The following is a 16,062-nucleotide window of genomic DNA, read 5'->3' as shown; positions in this document are numbered from 1 at the left end:
CATTATTGCTGATTGGGGAATGCGCATCAATGAAAGGCTCAGGAAAACAGTAGTTTTAAACTTTGAAAATGGAATTTTATGGAAAACATAAGACGGTTCGAGACAATTAATGATTATAACATCTTCAACCAAAAAGAAACGTTGCATCCGCTGGTAAGCGTTATCGATATGTCGAAGGCGGCGCCAAGGCAAGCCTCCAATATGTACTTTGGCTTTTACACTGTTTTCTTAAAAGATGTGAAATGTGGTGACCTGCGATACGGCAGAGCAATGTATGATTACCAAGAAGGGACGCTGGTCTTTATTGCGCCGGGTCAGGTTGTTACTGTTGACAGCAATGGCGAAACCTACCAACCCAAAGGGCATGCATTGGTTTTTCATCCTGACTTAATATACGGCACTTCTCTTGGCCGGCATATACAGGATTATACGTTCTTTTCCTATCAATCAAATGAAGCACTGCACTTGTCAGAGCGGGAAAGAAAAATTGTGTTGGATTGTTTTTCCAAGATAGAATACGAACTGGAGCATTCCGTTGACAAGCACAGCAAACGGTTGATTGTTTCCAATATCGAAATGTTGTTAAATTATTGCATCCGGTTTTACGACCGCCAGTTCATTACTCGTGATAATGTGCACAAAGGAATATTGGAAAGATTTGAGCAGTTGTTGACCGTGTATTATCAGTCCGATAAGCCACAAACGATTGGTTTGCCTTCCGTTGCCTATTTTGCAAGGGAACTGAATTTATCAGCAAGTTATTTTGGCGACCTGATAAAAAGGGAAACGGGCAAAACAGCCCAAGAGTATATACAAACAAAGGTGATTGACGTAGCGAAAGAAAAGGTGTTTGACAAAAGCAAATCACTTAGCGAAATAGCGTATGAGCTTGGGTTTAGGTATCCGCAGCACTTTACCCGGCTGTTTAAGCAAAAGGTTGGTCAATCACCGAATGAATATCGGGGTTCATCAAATTAGCCGACGCACCAAGTCAGGCTCTTTTGCAAGGCGCACAAAGCCGACACACATAAGCTAACCTTGCAAAAGAGCCTGCCTTGTTCCGACGCTTCCGGGACACACCCTGCCACGGTAGACACAGACTAAAAATTTGAAGTGACAAGACAAAGGGCGAACATACAACAAAAGGTTTGCCGCAAGTCTGGCGGACGTAATAACAATCGGCTGTTGTACTACTATCATCTAATATCGGGCTTGACCGAATTCTATTTGGCTTTTAGTTGTTAACTTCAACTTTAGTATTTCAATCGGCTTCAGTTGCCAGGCGGACAGCTATAAAATACCAGCCCTGCGGCAAGCCTCGAACGTTGTAAGCAACCCTATTGCAACACTCTAATAATCTGGAGCGACAAAAGGGAACAAATTCAACGGACATGAAAACGCAAAATCATCAACTGCTACGAGAACATAGTCCACCACAAACAATAAAATATTATTCGAAAATCAAATCAAACGTTATGAAACTTATTTATTTTTTTATTGTTGCGATTTTGCTGTCTTTTTCATGCCGCAAAAATTCACCTGAATTTTTTAGTGGTAATGTAGACCGAGGAATCAACGGATGTTCAGGAAGTACAGGATTTGTTTATATTATAAAGTATTCAGATCAAAATAACAGAGAAGACAGCTTATCTACACTGACTCTGCCCACTCAATTTAAATTGTCAGGAACAAAAATTAAGTTTCAAATGAGAGATTTAAACAACACAGATGAAATAATGTTTTGTAACGCTATGATTACGCCACCGAAACAAAAAGTTATTTATAACGTAAAATCACAGTAACATGAGACAAAAATTATTTGCTCTTGTCGTAATATCATTTCTGCTTTGCATTCATAGTAATGCGCAAAAATATTTTTATTCAAGGAACACAAAAGTCTTTCTTTCAGAAGACACGACTACAATAATAATAAAAGGAACACAAAAAGCATCTTATAATCGAATAGCAACTCTTCTCCATGATAAACTTATACTCTTTGATACGACAGCATTAAAAGATTTGGCACTAATAAAATTCAATACACCTTTGGTAAAATATCAGAATTTAAACTTACTTAAATCAGATACGGGCATTCTTTATATTTCAAACCTTTTGAAAGGGGGGAATGTTCCATACATCACAACAGGTGAAATTTTGTTATTACCAAAAGAAGGCGCAAATGTATCTGCATTACTGAGCAGCCTGAATTTAGCAACTAAAATTCAATCATCTGGTAAAGCCTTTGATATAACAGTATTGAAAATTGTAGAAGGAGAAGATGTTTTTGCAATTGCAAACAAAATTTATGAAAGTGGGCAGGTAAAGTGGTGTCATCCAAACTTTTTTGTACCTATAGAACATTCTACAAATGACCCTTTGTATGCACAACAATTTTATTTAAAAAACACAGGACAAGGTGGAGGTACTGCGGGCATTGATATTAACGTGGAACCAGCATGGAATATAACCAAAGGCAGTTCCTCAATTAAGGTTGCCGTCATTGATGACGGTGTTGAAGACATATCAGGAAGGGTGTTGAATGGTCATACTCCAAGAGACCCAACTGGAAATGGACATCCAACAAATGCAGCAGGTATTGGACATGGCGAGGCATGTGCAGGTATTATTGCAGCAACTCAAGACAATAGTATTGGCATTGCGGGCATAGCACCTAATTGTATGATTGTTCCTGTAAACATTTTTTATGGCGGTGAAACTACATTAGATATTGCAAACGCTATTAATTGGGCTTGGAACCAAGGTCAGGCTGATGTATTAAGTTCAACTTTCGGCAGCAGTTTCGGCTGGACGTTCACTAATCGGCTTTTGTAATAACCATTGCAACATATCTTTATTCATCTGCAGTTCCCGGCTGACGAATATAAAATCCCGGCACAGCAGCAAGCCGTTTTCCGTAAGCTGCGATATTCGGTGGACATCCCCTAACAGTTTCTGGAAAATTTTAAGTTTCACTTTCGGACAACTTTTTGTATCTTCGCTTTGTGGACAAAAAACAAAAGAAACGAACCATTATTTTTTACAAGAAATACTTTGAGGACTTCTTTGTAAAGCAGCGTGACAAGGTAAAGGAGAAAATCGTTTGGACGTTTGACCTGATTGAAGAAATAGATAAAGTACCTGAAACTTATCTTAAACACATAGAGGGTACCGATGGGCTTTACGAAATTCGTGTTCAGTCAGGCAACGACATTTTTCGCATCTTTTGCTTTTTTGACCAGGGACAACTTGTGGTGCTTGCTAACGGTTTTCAAAAGAAAACACAAAAGACACCGAAACAAGAAATTGATAAAGCACTTAAAATTAAAAAAGAGTATGAAAGCGAAAAAAAGTAACATCATCACACTTGACCAGTTCAAGGACAAACATTATGGCAAACGTGGGACAGCAAAACGTGAACAATTGGAAGCTGGTTATGAAAACTTTAAAATCGGCGTTTTGCTACATGAAGCAAGACTTGAAAAAGGTTTGACACAGGAAGAACTTGCTGAAAAGGTCGGGACAACAAAATCATACATTTCAAAAATTGAAAACGACGTGAAGGAAGTTCGCATCTCAACGTTGCAAAAAATTGTAGAAGTTGGGTTAGGTGGACAAGTACAATTATCCATCAAACTCTGAAGAATAAAACCGCAGCTAACAGTGCATTTGCAATAGCATGGCTGGACATTGGAGCAATCGGCGGCAAATCATTTTTTAGCTTTAGTTTCGGCAGGCATTACGCTGTTGAGCATTAGTTCATACCTTCAACTTCAGTTTTACAATTAAGCATTTGTTCCCGGCTGACAGTTCGCTATTGCCATGCCATCGCAAATGCCTTAACGTTGTAGGCAAGCGGTCAGACCGTTCACAGTTGACGTTGCCTACCTGTTTTTTAAATTTCCTTCATTGTTGGGTGACAAGACAAACTAAATGCTTATGGATAATTATCCACAATATGCCAGATATGTTTATGATGCGGCACATAGACGTGGACTTCTGATTGATAGAACAGTAATCTTAGAGCGTCAAATGGATGAATATATTTCTCATCGCTTTTGCAGTGACGAAGATGCTCGCATTGACCTTTTATCATTGATTATTTCTTCAAGAAGAATGACAGCAAAAGACAAAGTGGAGGTTTTGTTGGCTTTGTTAAAGAAACACGACGCCGAGTTTTACAAAACACATACTGGTATCAAAACAACCTTTGAGACTATTCTTGCTACACGCAATATGTATGCTCACCAAATGCTCGACACCAGAACTGAAACGGTAAATGCGTATGACGGGAACATTATCACTTTTCTTAACTTATCAAACCCAAACGACTTTGTTACTCATTCGAAAAAAGAGCTTGAAGAAGTTATGGAGAAAATAACTAAGCTAACCAATCTTCTAAATATGCTAAATCAAAGCAGGAAACAACAATAGTCTTCCCCTCTGGACTTGCCAGACATAGTAAATCTATGATACAAGGGGAAGAGACTCGAAGTTTACAAGACGTTTTAACCAAATATCGAACTTGCGTCTAATATTGGATATTTATAGACCAAATTTATGAAATATTCTTATTACATAGACAATGGCTATGAGCCTATCTTCCGACAAATCAAAGAGCTTTTCGGTTCGGTCTGACCAAACGCCATGCCTACAACAGGGTCTTGTTGCTATTGGCATTTGATTATTGAATTGAGTTGCTTAAATTTATGCCAACAGCAACAAGACCCGGAACGTTGGCGGTCATTCCCCATTTTCCGAAACAAAAATAATTTCTGGTGCTAACGGGAATTCACGGTTTGGATTTTCCTCAATAATTTTAAAGCGACTCTTTGCAAGACCCTTTTAAGCATTGGTGCATCAAAGCCCGTGCGTCATTCTGGTTGGAATGTAAAATCCCGGTGTACTAAGCACCGGGATGTGATAATTTCAGTGGTGCCCCCTTGTGGAGAGCCCGTTCAGAATAATTACAAGTCAAAGCTACATTCCCTTAGAGTCATTTTAAAATATTTTATTATGACAAACAAAAAACTGAAGATGGATATTATCCATCCGCACGCTGCCGGTATTGATATCGGCAGCCGTTCTCATTTTGTAGCGGTAGGCCAGGATGAAAATGATGTCAAAGAATTTGGCGTTTATGCCGATGACCTCACTCAAATCTGCTTACATCTAAAACAACACTACATTACCTCTGTTGCTATGGAAAGTACCGGAAGCTACTGGCAAAACCTCTACGTGGAATTAATCAAACACGGCTTTGAAGTAGTGCTTTGCAATGGTAAATTCACCCGAAACATCAAAGGCAAAAAGAGCGATGTAAAAGATGCCCGCTGGATACAAAAACTCCATAGCATTGGACTGCTCAGCGGCAGTTTTTTGCCCGACGAAACTACCGAAGTATTAAGAACCTACTGCCGGCAGCGGCAGAACTGGCAGGACTTATCAGTAGAAGCTACCCATAAAATGCAAAAGTATTTAAAGCTCCTTAACTTCAGGCTTGATGTCGTCGTTCGGGATGTATGCGGCCTTACCGGGTTAAAAATTATTGAAGATATATGCAAAGGAAACCTGGATGCTGCTTCGCTTGCCAAACACCGCCACTTTAATTGCCGCAAAAGTGAAGAGGAAATTACAAAAGCGCTAAAAGGAAATAACCGGCAGGACTATTTATTCGGGCTACGCCAGGAATACGATGCCTACCTGTTTATCCAAAATAAAATGCTTGAATGCGAAAAGCAAATCAGCAGCTTTCTCCAACAACAAATCAACAGCAGCCCGAAAAAGAAAAAACTTCAGGCCCCGGAAAAGAAACATAAGCGGCTCAACAAAAATGCTATTACCGGTATTGACCTTAACCAGGCAGCCTGTCAATATTTTGAAGGAGTGGACTTATTCACAATAGAAGGGCTTGGGCATGCTACTGTACTAAGCATCATCAGCGAAGTGGGACCGGATGGCTTTACTAAATTTGAAACAGCCAAACATTTTACTTCCTGGCTCAGGTTGGCTCCCAACAATAAAGTAAGCGGGGGCAAGCTACTCAGCACCAAAACTCCCAAAGGAAGCAACCGGTTAAAAATAGCATTGCGTAATGCTGCCAATGCTATCGGAAATTTAAAAGACACACATCTGTCTAACTTTTTTAAAAGAGTTTGTTACCGAAAAGGCAGAACCGTAGCCGTCAGCGCCACAGCCAGAAAGCTGGCTGTCATCATCTGGAATATGGTAGTCAAAAAAATTCCTTATCAGCCACCCACACATTATCTTTTCCTCGATGAAAAAAGAAAGCTCGGCCTGGTTAAACGCATTCGAAAACAAATAGATAAATTTGGACTGACTAATGATGACCTGGGGCTTTTAACAACTTAAACGATTTCTACGTTAGTCAGAATTTTTCGTGACACCCTAAAAATACTAAGATTTTTGGCATTCGGGGACAAAGGCTTTATATTTGTACAAACAGGACAATATTATGGAGATAAGAACAGATTTATTCTTAGGCGACAGCAAAACGATGCTCAAAAAACTTCCTGACAACTCTGTTGATCTCATCGTGACATCTCCCCCATACGCAGACCAGCGTAAAGGAACATATGGCGGCATCCATCCTGACAAATACGTTGAATGGTTTCTTCCAATAACAAAGGAACTTCTTAGGGTTTTAAAACCGACTGGAACTTTTATCCTGAATATAAAAGAAAAGGTTGTTGAAGGTGAACGCAGCACCTATGTAATAGAATTAATTCTTGAAATGCGTAAACAAGGTTGGCTATGGACAGAGGAATTTATTTGGCACAAAAAGAACTGTTACCCTGGCAAATGGCCTAATCGTTTTCGTGACGCATGGGAAAGGCTTCTTCAATTTAACAAGGATAAGAAGTTCAAAATGTATCAAGAAGAAGTAATGGTTCCAATGGGCGATTGGGCTAAATCAAGGCTTAAAAATCTAAGCGACACAGATAAAATAAGAGACAACTCAAAAGTTGGTAGCGGTTTCGGTAAAAACATTTCAAACTGGTTGACAAGAGAAAAAGCGTTTCCAACAAACGTTTTACATTTAGCGACTGAGTGCAGCAATAAAAATCATAGTGCTGCTTTTCCTGAAGAACTTCCTGAATGGTTTATGAAACTGTTTACAAAAGAAAAAGATACAGTTCTTGACCCATTTATGGGTTCAGGAACAACGGTATTGGTTGCAAACAGAATGAAACGACACTCAATTGGTATTGACATCGTTCCTGAATACTATGACATGGTTAAAGAACAAGTTAAGCCAGTGGAATTATATTTATTAGAGCCGACAGTAAAATATGAAACAGCTAAATCTAAAAGACGTTACGCAGTACGTTGAAGAAAACATTGGAACCTTTCACCAAAAAAGAATTGCCGGACTGAATGATTTGAAGTTGAAGAAGGTCTTGGGAAAGAAAAATCCTTATCTCTTCAAAGCAAAATACATTCTCACGGCGCAGGATATTATAAAAAGTTTGACCGATGCTTTTATTTCATCACAGGAAGAAACAATTTTCGGTGATTGGCTTGAAGGACTTGCGATTTTTATCAATGGTAAAGTATATGATGGTCGCAAGTCTGGCATTCCCGGCATAGACTTAGAGTTTGATAAAGATGGCATTCGCTACATTGTAACAATAAAATCCGGCCCAAATTGGGGCAACAGTTCACAAATAGGCAAAATGCGGGCAGACTTCAAAACTGCACAGAAAACACTTCGTACAAGTAATTCACAACTGAACATTACAGCAGTAAACGGTTGCTGTTACGGCAGGGACAACAATCCAGATAAAGGCGACTATTTCAAATATTGTGGTCAAAAATTTTGGGAGTTTGTATCAGGCGACACAGACCTTTACACAAAAATCATTGAGCCATTAGGTCATCAAGCTAAAGAACGGAATGACGACTTCATCCAATCATATTCGCAAATGATAAACAAATTTACAAAGGAATTTGCGGACACTTTTTGCATGGACAACGGTTCAATAGATTGGGATAAACTTGTACGCTTTAATTCAGCGACCTTTGCTCCGAAAAAATAAAACGGCGTGCAACAAAAGGTTTGGCAAAAAACTGGCTGACGGAGCGCAACTTCAACTGTATGTTCTCTATTCAGCAGCAGTTATCGGCTGGACTCTATAAATTTGGCGGCATCAATAACAATGAACTTTTAATTATAAATTTAGCAGCGGTTCGGGCTGGACGAATTTCAAATACCAGTTCTTCGCCAATCCCTGAACGTTGGCTGCAAGGCTAAAGCGACCAGTATGAAAATTTGTAAACTCTGCGGACTTCCCAAAGTATTAATAAAAAAATCGCATATCATTCCTGACTTTATGTACAAGGGAATGTTTGACGAAAACCATAAACTTGTTCTACAACCGTTTAGACAGGGGACTGTTGAAAATTGGGAAATTAAAAAACCTTCAGACGGAGAATACGAAGGTGGGTTACTGTGCGACGAATGTGATAATGCTCTTTTAGGTCACTACTATGAAGATTATGCAAGTCGTGCAATGTATGGAGGACAACTTTTAGCAAGTGAATGCCCGACATTTCAAAAGTGTATTAGCCAGCATGGAATTGGGTTTATTAAATGTGAGCGACTAAACTACCATAAATACAAACTGTTTCTTTTATCAATACTTTGGCGAGCAAGTATTTCGACAAGACCTTTTTTTAGTGAAATCAAGTTAGACCCAATTCATGAAGAAGAAATACGGAAAATGATTTTAACCAAAGATGGAGGCGATGTATCAAAATACCCTATTTTCATTTTATCTTATTCCAATAATTTAAACTTGCCTAAACAACTAATAGCACAACCAAGACAAATAGCGACGACCGATGAATTACAAACGTATTCTTTCATGATAAATGGATATTTTTATTTCTTTTATCTTAACAAATCGGAAACTGTATTGCCACATTATGTAACTGCTGAAACTATTAAGCCAAACAACGAACTTAATGTAATAATTATTCCAGAGGATAAAGGGACTAATTTTATTTTTGGACAGTTCGGAATAAAGCCCTGACAGCCAACAAAAGGTTTGGCAATATGGCTGCTTGACGTTGTAAACATCAACAGCAGTTCGCTATTCAACTTCTGTTCGGGCTCGACGAATATCGCCTAGCAACAGAATAAAACATCAACACCTTATCTTTGTTCAGCACCAGTTCCCAGCTTGACAGAACGCTATTTCAGCCACATCGCCAATGCCTAAACGTTAGCTGTAACTTTATGGCGACAAACAAACTAAAGCTTTGTGTTTTTTGCGACAATCAATTAACTAAAGAAAACCGTAGCAGGGAACATATCATCCCACAATGGCTATTAGATTTTTTAGAGATAAGAGAAGAGGCAATACAGCCAACACACTTTTCAAGTCAAGGTCACACTAATTCAACAAGACATCACACTCTTGACAATCTTTTAGCGGGACAAATTTGTGAGAAGTGTAACAACGGTTGGATGAGCCGTCTAGAACAAGAAGCAATACCTATTCTAAAATCTCTAATCGCAGGTGATCGAGTTGTCGTAGACCTCAACGATACCGAACGACAAATAATTGGTAGATGCACAGCAAAAACTGCATTAACCTTAAACTCAGCATCGAATTATTTAAAAAACATCCCATCTGACCATTATAAATATACAATGACAACTGCAGGCAGTTTGCCAAGTGGAGTTTTTTCATTTGCTCAACAACATCATGGGACAAGACCCTTTTATTGGATTCAATCACCCACTTGGATATTAAATGGAAACTCAGATTCCTTATCGGTATTAGGGGAAAGATTAAAAGACAAGTCTTATAAAATTGCATTTCAATTCGGAAAACTCATGCTATTAATTGGATATATTCCATTGGACAATATTTTTCCTGTTCTATGCAGAGGAATACATATTCCTTTGATTCCAAAAACAGGCAAGTGTGGATGGTATGACATAAAAGAATTCCCCTGGCATGATAGTGAAAAAGCACTAATGGAATTTCACTTTGGCCTTCAAGCAACACTTATGGAATAACAAAAGCTACAGCTAACAAGTGCATTTGTGCCATTGGGGCTCGACAAACTACGTTCGTCATCGCCCCGTTCGCTGCTCAGCTTCAGTTCCGGCTTGACGGAACCTAGTAGTCCTAAATATCAGATTGCTGGTAATGAATTTTCTCAATTTGGACTTTCAGGAAAATCATTTTCTAGTATTTTAGATAGTGTTGGAAAGTGGCATAATGACTACCAAGATTATTTATTAACAGCAATTGTTTCCCAAAAACAAAGTCTTGAAGATACTATTAAATTGAAGCAATTCATTAAAATTAAATCTTCAGAATTCTTTTATAAAAAAGGTATCAATTCAAATATGAATTTATATACAAATGGTTTTAATTATATGCCTATTGAAATAAGTTTTAATAAATCAAAATATTCAATAGAAGGAAATGAAATTTTAGAAAAATTAAAGAGTTTACTTATAAATTATAATAATATAGACGCTACTGATTTCTTTTACGATTTAAAAAAATTAAAAACAAGCGCATTGTAGTTAAAAAATACTAATGAAAAAATGACTGTTGGCATTTCAGTTTCGATAGCTATAAGCTCATTTACTTATTGGAAAGCTAATGCTGAAAAGTGGCAATCTATTTTAAAATCAGAAAATTTAGACAGAACTACCAATATCCATAATTTTAATACATTTTCGGTAAGCGTAAACAGTGCTGGTTGTCGTATAGGTCTTGGACAACTTGGTGCTGCAGATGTGGGAGGTGCAATTAGTGGTGCAATTGATGGAGCCGCCCTTGGACCAGGTGGTGCATTAGCTGGTGGTGTACTTGGTTCATCAGGAGCTTCCTTAGGCAACTTAGCAGGGCAAGTCATGGGCTGTTTATTTAGCTGGTGGTAAAATTAATTTACAACTTAAAATATTATAATAACATGAACAAACTTATTCATTCAATAAAAAATAAAAAGAAGATATTTTTAGTTTTATTTATAATTACATTTTTTTTGACAATTGTTTATAATAAATTATTTAAAAATAGTTCAAGGCCATTTGATATCTTTTTTTTCTTTTTTATTCCATTGTGTGCTCTGTCATTTATTTATATTATACTTAAAAAAAATAGACAAGACAAATAATTAATCTGAATATCTTAAATGAGGATTAATGTTTCTTATTCATCCTCATTGAATCAGAATAATTCTGCCAACAAAAGGCTTGGCTATATGTCGGCGGACGATAACACAATGGCTCGGCTGTAGTTATCTATCATCTGTAGTTACAACAGACGACATCCTATTGGGCTGTGGTTTGTATATTAATCTTTCGTATTTCTATTCTGCTTTTGTTCCCGACTGACAGTTTTCAAATTCCGCCACATCGCCAATGCCCGAACGTTGTAGGTAACCCTAAAAGACATGTTCAAAAAATGTTAGCGTAATAATATTAAATGCAATAAACAAACTAAATGATTACTTATGAACTTTAAAACAAATTCTCAATATGTTTGCAACACTTTACAAGGCACACATAGCAACATTCAAATGCTAACCTTATAAAGAGTTGCAAACGCAACTTTACTCAACTAATTAAACAATATCTTTAACTTTTAAAATTCATGATTTATGAAAAAAATCAACACACTAATTGCAAGCAGTAGCAATGTTCTCTCAATTGGATTACTAATTTTTATCTTCTTTTTTACAAGTTGCAAAAAAGATTTTAATTCTTCTATTTCTGCTAATGGAAGTGACGGAATACATCCCTTCCCATTAAATTGGGAAACAGCTGATTATATGCCAACGCCTTTTGGTACAACTATTTTAGTGCCTTGGGCAAATGGTTCAGTAAAAGGATTTTCTCCTGATATTTGGTATGATTATAAAAGTAGTGATGGTTGGACATTAGTATATAATGTTTTTAATACAACTTCTTTACCTGCCAATCCTTGGTTTGCATTGTATAATCAGTATAGAGGATTGTTACGGATTTATGTTTATGTAACGGATAATGGTTTCGTTGCATCTGATTATTTAACAAGTGGTCTGAATTTAGCACCCAACTCCATTTCTTCTTCTATGCTAAATTATATAGGGCAAGATGTAGTTGATGTAACAAAAAATCAAACTTCAATCTCAAAAATCGAGCCTACTCAATTGGCTACGGGCACATGGTATGCATCTCAATATGAAATTGCCTATGACCCTAATATTGCAACAAGCACATACCAGCAATTAGGATTAAATTGGACTTTGAAGTGGACAAGTGTATCAAGTATATCTCTAGGAGGCACACAACAAGGAACAATTAATGGTACGATATCAACACCTACTCCTAGCTTTGATATATCAGGGCTCCTCACACAAGGAGTATTAGAGGCAACAGGGTTGACTATCTTTAGCAACAATGCTGGAGGTGATAAAACGAATTATACACAAAATACATTAGGATTGCCTGGTAACATATTCAAGTCAATTCAAGACGGATTGCAAAGCGGATTATCTGGTGTCGTGAAAAATATTTTCAATGGAATATTTGGTGGAAGTAGTTCTAATACACAAGAAGTAAATTTAACAATGAATACAAAAATTCAATTAACTGGTAATTCAACTCAAAGTGGAGCTTTTATACCGGATCCTGGTTTAGGTATAGGTATTCCTGGTATTTCAAATAGTCAGTCTGCTAGTGGTTACATTCCTGGTTATAATCAACCAATGGGTGTATTTAACTTGGCAGCAAAACCAACGGTTAATGTTCATACAACAAAAACGCAGATAACAAAAGATGGGGGTATTTATTATCAATACGAAAATCTATATACAATAAATGCGGCTTCATTAAACTATTTGTGGAATTCTGCGGTTATAAATTCCTCATCAACAGGTGCTGCAATTACAAATTTAACAACCGAAGTTGTTCTTTTGGACCCTGATTTATCTACATTCCCATATCAACCTTTAATTGGGGGACAAGAAGAAACGATTGGCACTCATACAGCAATAACTGGTTCTCAGGTCGGTACAACTTATATTGTTGCGAGGGTGCAGCCGATTAACACGAATGTAGCTATAAGAATTAAATTTAATGTTGTGCCAAATAATGGAGCTCCTCCATCAACCATTGTAAAAACTTTTTTGGCTAATCTCGTAAATAATTAAAATATACTTGTATGAAACAAATTAAATTCTTATTCATCTTATTTTTATTATTTCTTTCTTTTTCATGTACAAAGCAAACTATTGTACAACAAACCTCTGCCGACGAAATAACAATAGAATTACAAAAAGTCATTAAGAATAATAATATAAATAGAATAATTGCATGGACAGATAATGGAGGATTTCCAACAAATATTTCACCCACTTCAGGTACAACATGGTCCTTTTCAAATGGATTTATTTCAATTCAAGACCAATTACAAACTTTTAATTTATTATATTTAGATTATTATAATGTTGCGAAAGTAATGGTAAACGACGGCACTAATCCTGTTGCACTCATTTTGCATTTTAAGAATTAGTAAATCTGTAAATTCGCTTTCAAATGAGTATAAGTAAAAAGTGCATTCTTTCATTTATTTTGAGCATAGGAGCTATTTTTTCCTATGCTCAAAGTAATATTTTGTCTAATAATGACTCTATAAAAAATTGCTATGTCTCTAAGAATAATGATACTATTATTTTAAGCAAGAATAAAATTATTACAGTAGGTTCAATACTGTATATCGGCAAAGGTTCGGATACTTTATATGGATGGTATAATCATATAAGTTTTAAAAGCCCGTTTAACTGGTCTTTGTGGTTATTCAGAGATGCCGAATTAGAAAGCTACAAAAATAATTATCCTTATGATGCTTCAGTCTCAAGAGAACATGATAAATTATTAGGCTATATACACAAAGGTGATAGTGTGATGGTAAAAAAAATAAAAGTGAGAAAGACAAAAAAATATGGTATTTGGTATATTTTAACTTTAAAAGATTACAAGTTTCCCAAAACAAAATATCAATGTTTTTTATTGGAAGCACTTAATTCACATGAAATATTTATTACACAAAAATTGTAGAATAATATTTGCATTCTCTTTGTTGAGCCTCTATTATAAAGGTATTTCACAATTTAGTACAGGCTTATCGGCAGCTTATTCTAACAACCATTTAAACACCAACATTTCTAATCGTTCTTATACTCAAAATAAAAACGGCAATAGTTGGGGTATAAGTTTCCCGTTAAATTACAAGTGCAGTAATAAAATAAATTTTCAAACAGAAATTGATTTTTTGAATAAAGATTATTCATTTATTCGCACAGGTAATTATGCAGGTATTTATACAAGGTATAACAATATTTATTTGCAGTGGCCGTTCATTTTTCAATATAAAATATTTCAAAAAAGTAAATGGCAAATTTTTGCCGATGTAGGTTTGTATGCTTCATATTGGGCATTTGGAAAAATAAAAGGTGTACTCCCTAATGTTTTTAACAGCTACGATAGCATAAACACATTAGGACAGATTACGCATTATTTAACTTATACAGGTTACTCACAAAATTATCAATTCAATCAAGAAAAAGATAATCGTTTTGAGTTTGGAGCATCGGCAGGTTTATCATCATCATATCAGTTTAATCAAAAATATTCCTTAGTTATCAATGCAATATATTATCAGTCCCTAACTTCACAGCAAAAAAAATATAGTATTAATCAAACTATGCAATACAATCAAACCATCTTTATTTCAATAGGCTGTATGTTTCATTTGCATGTGTAATACTTTCAAAGTAATGTCATTATCATTTTTAAAATATTGGTTCGCATTTTTAGTTTCTTGCTCACTTATTTGTAATATTTCGTGCAAAAAAATCTCTCCACCTTTTGCCGATACCACCCCAAAAACTTTCAGTGATGTATTTGAGCAATATTGGAACAAGATGAATGTTAATTATGTTTATTGGGATGTTGATACAACCAACTGGGATAATATTTATAAAAAATACAAACCTTTATTTGCAAAATTAGATTTGAATAATGTTGCCGATATTAAAAAAAGTGTTTCTTATTTTAAAGAAATGACAAGCACTTTAATTGATGCTCATTATTATATTTCATTTACTCAAAACAGTATTATTGATTCGTTTGCATATCCTGCTTATGATAGAAAAAAGATGAGCCAAACCTTTCATAATCCCTATTCTTTTTATAGTGTAGATACTAATTACTTAGATGCTAATTTTCAGTTAGGCATTGATTATAATTTTTCTTTTGCTGGTCAGCCATTGGCTGTTTTATACGGTACGATAAATAATTCAATCTTATATTTTTCTTGCAATGATTTTTCTTTATCAAAGGCTTATAATTCAACAACAGCAAATAAAATACAACCTGTTTTAAATTCATTTTTTAATACTCTAAATAATTTTCCCATTAATATTAAAGGTTTAATAATTGATGTGAGAAGTAATTATGGTGGTGATTTAAGTGATTTGAATTTTTTAGCGGGTAGGTTTATTGATAAACCTTTATTATTTGGGTACACACAATATAAAATTGGGAATGGAAAATTAGATTATTCGGCATGGATTCCATCATATGTTAATCCTCAAGCTAATTCAAAAGCTCTAATAGTTCCTATTATAATTTTAGCAGATAATGTTTCAGCATCTTTATCTGAAGCAGTTGTAATGGCTATTAAAGCAATGTCCAATTCAACTTTTGTAGGCGAAACTACATTTGGAGCTACGGGTCCAATCATAAGTGACAATAATGTTTATAATGACGGAAGTTTTACTGTTCCCAATTTCATGAACGTACAAACATCATTGGCAAAGTTTAAATATATAGATGGAAAGATTTATGAAGGAACAGGGTTCTCACCTGATGTGTTTGTACCTTTTAACCTTTCTGCATTACAAAATAACATTGACCTTCAACTTGAAAAGGCAATTACTTTATTTAAGTAGCTTTTAATTGCTCAAAAAATGTTTTACATTTACATCAGCATTTGCATAATATCCCTTTTGAATTTTTTTACAATCTTT

19 protein-coding genes are annotated in these 16,062 nt (G+C 35.7%); all 19 read left to right on the top strand.

The window, feature by feature from the left end:
- The first annotated feature begins 78 nt into the window (after window positions 1–78).
- The 19 genes from AC3QLY_RS04400 (at window position 79) to AC3QLY_RS04310 (ending at window position 15,984) form a co-directional block, all read left to right on the top strand.
- Complete coding sequence (locus tag AC3QLY_RS04400; protein WP_074419108.1) at window positions 79–978, top strand: helix-turn-helix domain-containing protein; 900 nt, start codon at window positions 79–81, stop codon at window positions 976–978.
- 497 nt (window positions 979–1,475) lie between these two features.
- Window positions 1,476–1,802 (top strand): hypothetical protein, encoded by a 327-nt coding sequence (locus AC3QLY_RS04395; RefSeq protein ID WP_143439101.1) that lies wholly within the window; start codon window positions 1,476–1,478, stop codon window positions 1,800–1,802.
- Window position 1,803: 1 nt separating this feature from the next.
- On the top strand, window positions 1,804–2,832 hold the full coding sequence (locus AC3QLY_RS04390; protein ID WP_081298635.1) for a S8 family serine peptidase: 1,029 nt from the start codon (window positions 1,804–1,806) through the stop codon (window positions 2,830–2,832).
- Between the two features lie 170 nt (window positions 2,833–3,002).
- Complete coding sequence (locus AC3QLY_RS04385) at window positions 3,003–3,353, top strand: type II toxin-antitoxin system RelE/ParE family toxin (protein WP_074419111.1); 351 nt, start codon at window positions 3,003–3,005, stop codon at window positions 3,351–3,353.
- A complete protein-coding gene (locus tag AC3QLY_RS04380) occupies window positions 3,334–3,639 on the top strand; it encodes a helix-turn-helix domain-containing protein (protein WP_074419112.1) in 306 nt (101 codons plus the stop codon). Before AC3QLY_RS04385 ends, AC3QLY_RS04380 begins: the two co-directional genes overlap by 20 nt.
- Before the next feature lie 297 nt (window positions 3,640–3,936).
- Window positions 3,937–4,431 carry a hypothetical protein gene (locus AC3QLY_RS04375; protein WP_141676729.1) on the top strand — a complete coding sequence of 165 codons (495 nt, stop codon included), beginning with the start codon at window positions 3,937–3,939 and terminating at the stop codon, window positions 4,429–4,431.
- A 582-nt stretch (window positions 4,432–5,013) separates the two neighbouring features.
- Window positions 5,014–6,369 (top strand): IS110 family RNA-guided transposase, encoded by a 1,356-nt coding sequence (locus AC3QLY_RS04370; RefSeq protein ID WP_492990040.1) that lies wholly within the window; start codon window positions 5,014–5,016, stop codon window positions 6,367–6,369.
- A 103-nt stretch (window positions 6,370–6,472) separates the two neighbouring features.
- Entirely contained in the window at window positions 6,473–7,351 is an 879-nt protein-coding gene (locus tag AC3QLY_RS04365; protein WP_074417600.1) for a DNA-methyltransferase, read from the top strand.
- A complete protein-coding gene (locus AC3QLY_RS04360) occupies window positions 7,311–8,057 on the top strand; it encodes a PmeII family type II restriction endonuclease (RefSeq protein WP_074417601.1) in 747 nt (248 codons plus the stop codon). Before AC3QLY_RS04365 ends, AC3QLY_RS04360 begins: the two co-directional genes overlap by 41 nt.
- 20 nt (window positions 8,058–8,077) lie before the next feature.
- Window positions 8,078–8,272, top strand: coding sequence for a hypothetical protein (locus AC3QLY_RS04355; protein ID WP_074419115.1), 195 nt, complete (start codon window positions 8,078–8,080; stop codon window positions 8,270–8,272).
- 10 nt (window positions 8,273–8,282) lie between these two features.
- Window positions 8,283–9,053, top strand: a complete 771-nt coding sequence (locus AC3QLY_RS04350) for a hypothetical protein (protein WP_074419116.1) — start codon at window positions 8,283–8,285, stop codon at window positions 9,051–9,053.
- A 206-nt stretch (window positions 9,054–9,259) separates the two neighbouring features.
- Window positions 9,260–10,048: a hypothetical protein gene (locus AC3QLY_RS04345; RefSeq protein WP_074419117.1), complete on the top strand. Its 789-nt coding sequence runs from the start codon at window positions 9,260–9,262 to the stop codon at window positions 10,046–10,048.
- A 93-nt stretch (window positions 10,049–10,141) separates the two neighbouring features.
- Window positions 10,142–10,567: a hypothetical protein gene (locus tag AC3QLY_RS04340; RefSeq protein ID WP_143439102.1), complete on the top strand. Its 426-nt coding sequence runs from the start codon at window positions 10,142–10,144 to the stop codon at window positions 10,565–10,567.
- Window positions 10,568–10,588: 21 nt separating this feature from the next.
- Entirely contained in the window at window positions 10,589–10,927 is a 339-nt protein-coding gene (locus AC3QLY_RS04335) for a hypothetical protein (protein ID WP_074419119.1), read from the top strand.
- Between the two features lie 722 nt (window positions 10,928–11,649).
- On the top strand, window positions 11,650–13,182 hold the full coding sequence (locus tag AC3QLY_RS04330; protein ID WP_074419120.1) for a hypothetical protein: 1,533 nt from the start codon (window positions 11,650–11,652) through the stop codon (window positions 13,180–13,182).
- A gap of 11 nt (window positions 13,183–13,193) precedes the next feature.
- On the top strand, window positions 13,194–13,544 hold the full coding sequence (locus AC3QLY_RS04325) for a hypothetical protein (protein WP_074419121.1): 351 nt from the start codon (window positions 13,194–13,196) through the stop codon (window positions 13,542–13,544).
- A 23-nt stretch (window positions 13,545–13,567) separates the two neighbouring features.
- Window positions 13,568–14,089, top strand: a complete 522-nt coding sequence (locus AC3QLY_RS04320; protein ID WP_074419122.1) for a hypothetical protein — start codon at window positions 13,568–13,570, stop codon at window positions 14,087–14,089.
- Window positions 14,061–14,795, top strand: a complete 735-nt coding sequence (locus AC3QLY_RS04315; RefSeq protein WP_074419123.1) for an outer membrane beta-barrel protein — start codon at window positions 14,061–14,063, stop codon at window positions 14,793–14,795. The genes AC3QLY_RS04320 and AC3QLY_RS04315 overlap by 29 nt, the downstream gene beginning before the upstream one ends.
- 13 nt (window positions 14,796–14,808) lie before the next feature.
- Window positions 14,809–15,984, top strand: a complete 1,176-nt coding sequence (locus tag AC3QLY_RS04310) for a S41 family peptidase (RefSeq protein WP_492990730.1) — start codon at window positions 14,809–14,811, stop codon at window positions 15,982–15,984.
- Window positions 15,985–16,062: the final 78 nt, after the last annotated feature.

Source organism: Hydrotalea sp. GW822-HT8A01, assembly GCF_058798575.1.
Note: the sequence above shows the minus strand (reverse complement) of the source record. Positions and strands in the feature narration are given on the sequence as shown.

Excerpts from the sequence above, each read along its gene's own strand:
- AC3QLY_RS04400 (WP_074419108.1), top strand. The coding sequence starts at position 79 with ATGGAAAACATAAGACGGTTCGAGACAATTAATGATTATAACATCTTC.
- AC3QLY_RS04395 (WP_143439101.1), top strand. The coding sequence starts at position 1,476 with ATGAAACTTATTTATTTTTTTATTGTTGCGATTTTGCTGTCTTTTTCA.
- AC3QLY_RS04390 (WP_081298635.1), top strand. The coding sequence starts at position 1,804 with ATGAGACAAAAATTATTTGCTCTTGTCGTAATATCATTTCTGCTTTGC.
- AC3QLY_RS04380 (WP_074419112.1), top strand. The coding sequence starts at position 3,334 with ATGAAAGCGAAAAAAAGTAACATCATCACACTTGACCAGTTCAAGGAC.
- AC3QLY_RS04375 (WP_141676729.1), top strand. The coding sequence starts at position 3,937 with ATGGATAATTATCCACAATATGCCAGATATGTTTATGATGCGGCACAT.
- AC3QLY_RS04370 (WP_492990040.1), top strand. The coding sequence starts at position 5,014 with ATGACAAACAAAAAACTGAAGATGGATATTATCCATCCGCACGCTGCC.
- AC3QLY_RS04365 (WP_074417600.1), top strand. The coding sequence starts at position 6,473 with ATGGAGATAAGAACAGATTTATTCTTAGGCGACAGCAAAACGATGCTC.
- AC3QLY_RS04360 (WP_074417601.1), top strand. The coding sequence starts at position 7,311 with ATGAAACAGCTAAATCTAAAAGACGTTACGCAGTACGTTGAAGAAAAC.
- AC3QLY_RS04350 (WP_074419116.1), top strand. The coding sequence starts at position 8,283 with ATGAAAATTTGTAAACTCTGCGGACTTCCCAAAGTATTAATAAAAAAA.
- AC3QLY_RS04345 (WP_074419117.1), top strand. The coding sequence starts at position 9,260 with ATGGCGACAAACAAACTAAAGCTTTGTGTTTTTTGCGACAATCAATTA.
- AC3QLY_RS04335 (WP_074419119.1), top strand. The coding sequence starts at position 10,589 with ATGACTGTTGGCATTTCAGTTTCGATAGCTATAAGCTCATTTACTTAT.
- AC3QLY_RS04330 (WP_074419120.1), top strand. The coding sequence starts at position 11,650 with ATGAAAAAAATCAACACACTAATTGCAAGCAGTAGCAATGTTCTCTCA.
- AC3QLY_RS04325 (WP_074419121.1), top strand. The coding sequence starts at position 13,194 with ATGAAACAAATTAAATTCTTATTCATCTTATTTTTATTATTTCTTTCT.
- AC3QLY_RS04320 (WP_074419122.1), top strand. The coding sequence starts at position 13,568 with ATGAGTATAAGTAAAAAGTGCATTCTTTCATTTATTTTGAGCATAGGA.
- AC3QLY_RS04315 (WP_074419123.1), top strand. The coding sequence starts at position 14,061 with ATGAAATATTTATTACACAAAAATTGTAGAATAATATTTGCATTCTCT.
- AC3QLY_RS04310 (WP_492990730.1), top strand. The coding sequence starts at position 14,809 with ATGTCATTATCATTTTTAAAATATTGGTTCGCATTTTTAGTTTCTTGC.